This is a genomic window from Methanobrevibacter sp. (assembly GCF_045644645.1).
Lineage (GTDB): Archaea > Methanobacteriota > Methanobacteria > Methanobacteriales > Methanobacteriaceae > Methanocatella.
The window spans coordinates 1-5293 of record NZ_JAZRHE010000043.1; the positions used below are offsets into that span (position 1 = coordinate 1).

Annotated in this window: 6 protein-coding genes; 2 read left to right on the plus strand and 4 right to left on the minus strand. The window is 32.0% G+C overall.

Annotation, left to right across the window (positions count from 1 at the left end; translation table 11 throughout):
• Positions 1-7 precede the first annotated feature (7 nt).
• Together ACKI4K_RS02970 and ACKI4K_RS02975 are read left to right on the plus strand one after the other, a co-directional pair.
• Complete coding sequence (locus tag ACKI4K_RS02970) at positions 8-892, plus strand: hypothetical protein (protein ID WP_407422144.1); 885 nt, start codon at positions 8-10, stop codon at positions 890-892.
• A 1-nt stretch (position 893) separates the two neighbouring features.
• Positions 894-1760, plus strand: a complete 867-nt coding sequence (locus tag ACKI4K_RS02975) for a hypothetical protein (RefSeq protein ID WP_407422135.1) — start codon at positions 894-896, stop codon at positions 1758-1760.
• On the opposite strand, the gene ACKI4K_RS02980 is transcribed toward ACKI4K_RS02975, so the two are convergent.
• Genes ACKI4K_RS02980 through ACKI4K_RS02995 form a run of 4 tightly spaced genes read right to left on the minus strand, consistent with a single transcriptional unit; the run spans position 1757 to position 5258 of the window.
• A complete protein-coding gene (locus ACKI4K_RS02980) occupies positions 1757-3028 on the minus strand; it encodes a magnesium transporter (protein ID WP_407422136.1) in 1272 nt (423 codons plus the stop codon). The two genes, ACKI4K_RS02975 and ACKI4K_RS02980, sit on opposite strands and share 4 nt — an antisense overlap.
• A 39-nt stretch (positions 3029-3067) precedes the next feature.
• Positions 3068-3667, minus strand: a complete 600-nt coding sequence (locus tag ACKI4K_RS02985; protein WP_407422138.1) for a potassium channel family protein — start codon at positions 3665-3667, stop codon at positions 3068-3070.
• An 11-nt stretch (positions 3668-3678) separates the two neighbouring features.
• Positions 3679-4752: a precorrin-3B C(17)-methyltransferase gene (gene cobJ, locus ACKI4K_RS02990; protein ID WP_407422140.1), complete on the minus strand. Its 1074-nt coding sequence runs from the start codon at positions 4750-4752 to the stop codon at positions 3679-3681.
• Positions 4753-4760: 8 nt separating this feature from the next.
• Positions 4761-5258, minus strand: a complete 498-nt coding sequence (locus tag ACKI4K_RS02995; protein ID WP_407422142.1) for a hypothetical protein — start codon at positions 5256-5258, stop codon at positions 4761-4763.
• Between the last annotated feature and the right edge of the window lie 35 nt (positions 5259-5293).

Genomic DNA, 5293 nt, shown 5'->3' on the forward strand with positions numbered 1-5293 from the left:
CGTTGCTATTTTAGCTATATCAATGTTATTAATATCCATTTTTATAATTACAAGTATAAATTATATTGAAAGTGAAAATATCGAATTAAAATCAAATAATAATTTCAAATATATTATTGATGACTATAGCAGAAACCTGGAAATTTTAGGAAGGGACTCAATAGCCGAAGCAACTCAAAAAGTCTATAATGGACTGCCTGTGCACAACAGTGAAAAGCAAATCAAAAAAAATCTAAACAATAGACTAAACGAAAAAAATGATGAATATGAAAAAAAATATGGGGTGGAAATATCATCGCAAGCCATTTCTGTTGAAAATACCGACAGTCCATGGAAAATTCTATTGAAAGTGAAATTGAATGTCAAAAAGGGCAATATGAAATATTCAAACATTATCAAAAAAAATGCTTCAATTGAAGGATTAAAGGATCCGTTGCCAATAGCCAAACTGACGATCGCTTCTGGAATCTTAACATATGGTGAAAAGATTCATTATAAAAATGCAATTGCCGGGTATATGCTTTTGCATAACTTCAAATCACCGGAATCATATATTGAAGCTACAGCACCTTTATATATTAAAAAATGCCCTTATGACCCATATATTCATCATGGAGACCCGGGAGTATTAGACGATTGTCTGAAGAATGGTTATTTCCATGAAAGCGCTGACGGAAGCTGTTATTTATGCAGGCTTGAAGGTAAGGGAAAATGTCCTCATTATGGTTTGGAAGTATTTATACAGACACATACCCTTTTAAAAAACGAAACATTATCCTGTTCAGATCATGTTGTATTTTCTGACCATTACTATGGAACCAAACTTGACGAGACAGATATTAACAGCCTAATTTTAGATAATTCTCATAGGAAAAAATATGGGTTGGTTTAATATGGACAGCAAAGGAAATATCTCACTTGAAATAGCGATGATCCTAATAATATTTATTTTGATAATGGGAACAGCACTTTCATTGAGTGAAACAAGCAATCAAAAAGCTGTAAGAAATATGAAAAACGAACATGATGAGGTTATGGTTGAAAGCGTTGTTGACAATTTAATAAATAACCCTGGAAATACTCACGATTGGGAAGGTTATGAAAAAGGAACACTCAGTCTTGCGATTGTAAACAATGAAGGTGAAATCATACCGAACAGTGTGTCCTATGAAAAATTCATGGAATTGAATGGCGATTATGAAAAATATATAAATCGATATTTATTTAAATCGAAGATGAAAAGCTCTATCGAACTAATTCCGCAGGAGAGTATTATTTCAAGTGTAAAAATTGGAAATAAGGAAACCTCTGACAACATCTATGCCGCAAATAGGTTAGTAAAATGCGACTTTTATAAAAAATATGCTATTAAAGACTTTTCAAATGAAGGAAAATGTAATCATAACCATAAAAAGGATAAATATAGTTGTAATTACTTTAAATTATTCAAAGGTAATTTAAAAGCTTCGAATTACTATTTGCTCCTTGATGAAAATGAAATATACAACGTAAAATATCTCATTGATAATACTAATGGTTCCCGTTATGAAAGCTGGAAAAATGTGGTTTCGGATAAAATTTATCTTAACAATGATATTGATATCGGCTCGGATAGCAGTGCAGTTGTATTTGTTCATATCGATAAGCCAAAAGCAAAAGCCGTTTTAGTATCTGTTCCAAAAAATTTTGACAAAAACAAGTTGAAATATGATTATTTTAGAACCAATGAATGCAAATTCATTTTAAAAGCATGGTATTAGATTAACACACCTAAAACAATTAAAGATACAGTAATTAAGATTAGACTAGAAATTGAATCTGTTATACTTGTTGAAATTGGAATTACAATATTGTCCGGGTCTAAATTGTTCCTATAAGATGTGATTGAAACATAATACACTAAAATAACCATTATTGTAACTAAAATCAAACCTGATAATGTACTGATTTCAATGATTTTATCAAAACCCACCCCTGCAGTTTTTAAAATGACTGATGACCCTTCTGCCAAAATTCCAATAAATGGGAAAATGATTATTGATAAAACAAAGCAAACTCCGAAATTATGGATAGTGTTGCCTTCAGGTTTTGTGGATGCTTCAATTAAACCGGAGTGAAGACCGGATGATAATCTGGCGCCTAAAATACTGATTAAACTTCCACTTTCTCCTGAGAATAGTGGAAGGAGAGTTAGTAATGTTGGGTTTGTAAGTAATGTCTCAACGGCACTATTTAAAATCGCTCCGGCAGAACATCCCAAAAAGGAACATAAGAGTAAAACTGGTGTGGATTGTCTTAAAATTGTTTTTGTCTCATCAGATAACCTATAGCAATAAACAAAGGATATGGCAACCAATAAAATTATTATCAATAGTGCAACATCCTTTAAAATCCAACTTATATTCAAAGTCTGTAATACAAAAATTGATAAAATAATGGCCGGCAATGTAAATAAATCACCGAATGCCGCGATAATTGGACTTGTAATGTTGTCTGGATCCCAACCATGCTCGAAACTTTTAAATGAAATCAGCATGGTGATAGGAAGCATTATCAAATTGGAAATAATTCCGGCAATTACACTGATTAATATAAAATCAATCAAAGACATTGCTGGATAATGCAATAATAAGCACATTAAATTAGCAATAATGCCTAAAAACAAGGATAATACCAAGGTCAAAACAAATGAAGAAAATATATTATAATTCAATTCTTTTGATAGCTCAAATTTAGGAGATATAATACCAATGTGCAAATTAGTGGATAATCTAGATGCAAAAGAACCAAATATATTTCCCCTCATACCAATAGCACCAGGAATAATTACCAAAAGCCCTGGGAATGTTTCAAGGAAAAAGGTCATCTTTCCTAAAATAATACCGGCAATTAAATCTCCTACAGCACAAATTAAAAGTGCTATAAGACCTTCGCGGATATTGGATTTGTGAACTTCAAAAAAATCAGAAATTGAAGAACCTATAGATAGTGAACTTCGAATCTTCCTCTTTGGACTTCGATCCTTCATAAATATCACTACCTATAACTATCATTTTTATCACTCTATTTAATCTTCATCTTCCAATTCATCAGGGATGTCTTCCAGTGAACATGTTCCGGCAGCTAATTTTTCCAATAAATCAGCCCCTGCTTCTGTTCCTTTTAAAATTAATGTATCATTTGCAAGTAATGTTGTATTTTTATCCGGTCCATAAATCCAGGATGAACCTCTTCTAATTGCAATTACTCTCATTCCTGTACGATTTACTAAAAGTAAATCACCTAAAGTGTTATTGGCCAAATCTGATTTTTCATCAATTATGACTCTTACAATACTTTTATCAGACTCTTCCATAACCATTTTAAATACAGGATGTGGTTTAAAACCGGTTATTACTAAATCAGCTAAATCCTTAGCTGCATTTGCTATACTTTCAGCAGCTTCTGCAATTTCAAGCAATGCAGTTAATTTTTCTGCATCCTCATAAGAGCGAGCTGCAACTAACGATTCTTTTTTAATTTCATAGTTCATGGAATTAACTTCATTTTCTAAAGCAATAACTTCTTCAGCCGCGGCTTTACTATTGAACAATATTGCGGAATAAGCTAAATCGACCATGAGCTCAGATAAATTTTTCATTTCAATTAAAAGATTTTTGATTGACAATTCAAATTCCCCTAAAGATCATTTGGATTATTTTTCAATAAGCATGCTCTTCTAAGCTTTAATAAAGATTTTTTCTTAGTTTTTAAGTCTTCAACATCTTCTAAAATATTTTCCAAAGGCTCTCTTAAACATTCGACTGCCTCTTTTTGATGTAACCAATTACAGTCTTTACAGTTCCAAACGTTTTTGCCCTTAATCCATTCCCCTCCAGTTGAAGAGTCTCCACATGGATAGAATGGACAATAGCAGAAATCACAATATTGACCATCCCAATGACATGGATAAAATTCACATTCTCTGTTAGGACCGTGTGCAACTTCGCCATTTAAGAATTTTTCGTAATGATTTTGTGATAATGGGTGAATATTGGACCTTATAACATATCCTCTTGGTGTTATGAGCTTGCTGTCTTGCTCGTATGTTAAATCATTTCCAACAATTAATGTGCAGGACATGTTGACAATGTCTTCAGTTAAATCCTTAACTTTAACAATGGTTTCTTTTGCAGGTTCATAAGTACTATCAACAATACCTATTAAAGTGTCCTCTCCTTTAACATCAATCACACATTGTTTGAATCTATTAAATGGTTCTCTACGTGTTTTACTTAAAGGATTGTATATTGCAATAATCAAGTTTGCTTCAAGTGCAAGTCTTAGTTTCTTTTCAATTTCAGATAATGGAGTTAAAATATTGCTTAAACTAATTGCAGCATAATCATTTAAGGGTGCTCCGAGCTTGTCAGAAGCATAATTTACAGCAGATACCCCGGGATAAACTTTAATTTCAACATTATCATATTTACTAACAATTTGATATAATACATTTGCCATTCCAAAGACGCCTGGGTCTCCAGAACTAATTAATGAAACTGTCTGGCCTTCAAGACTTTTTTGAATGGCCATTTCAGCCCTATAAATTTCATCGCCCATACCTTTTTTAACAATTTCCTTATCGGAAACCAGATCTTCGATTTGGTTGATATATTTTTTATAACCAATAATAACATCTGACTCTTCAATAGCTTTTAAAGCTCCTAAAGTCATGTTTTCTCTATTTTGGCCAATTCCAATAACATTAATCATAAATATCACTAATATAGTTTTAAAACTGAGTTTATATTAAGAGTATCCACATCAACTACTAACCCCTCGCTCTTATGCGTTGCATTTCCATTAGCAATTACCTTATACGATGGAGTCTGACTAATAACGATTTGCCCTGATGTGGAATTAGGAGATGCATAACCCAAAGCCTGTATAGTAACTGTAAAATTATCATTATCAGTGTCTGCAAAGGTTGTAACATTCATTGAATCAACATTCACACCATCAACATTCGACAATTCTTCCATCTTTAAAGCAACATCTTTTCTATTAGAAATGTTAACGCGAGTTGGATCTTTAATCAAAGCATCGTTGACTTTTTCAGGATTCAACATTCCGGTTATTTTTGAAATTTGCATATCCAGTAGTGATTGAATGTTAGGAGCTTCGGAAGTTACGATTGTATATGAACTAACGATTCCTATTTCAAAAAACACAAAAAATAATACAACTATCAAAATAATTCTAATTATTTTATTTGCCATTTTATCACAATCATTGAAAACTTATTTATTAATCA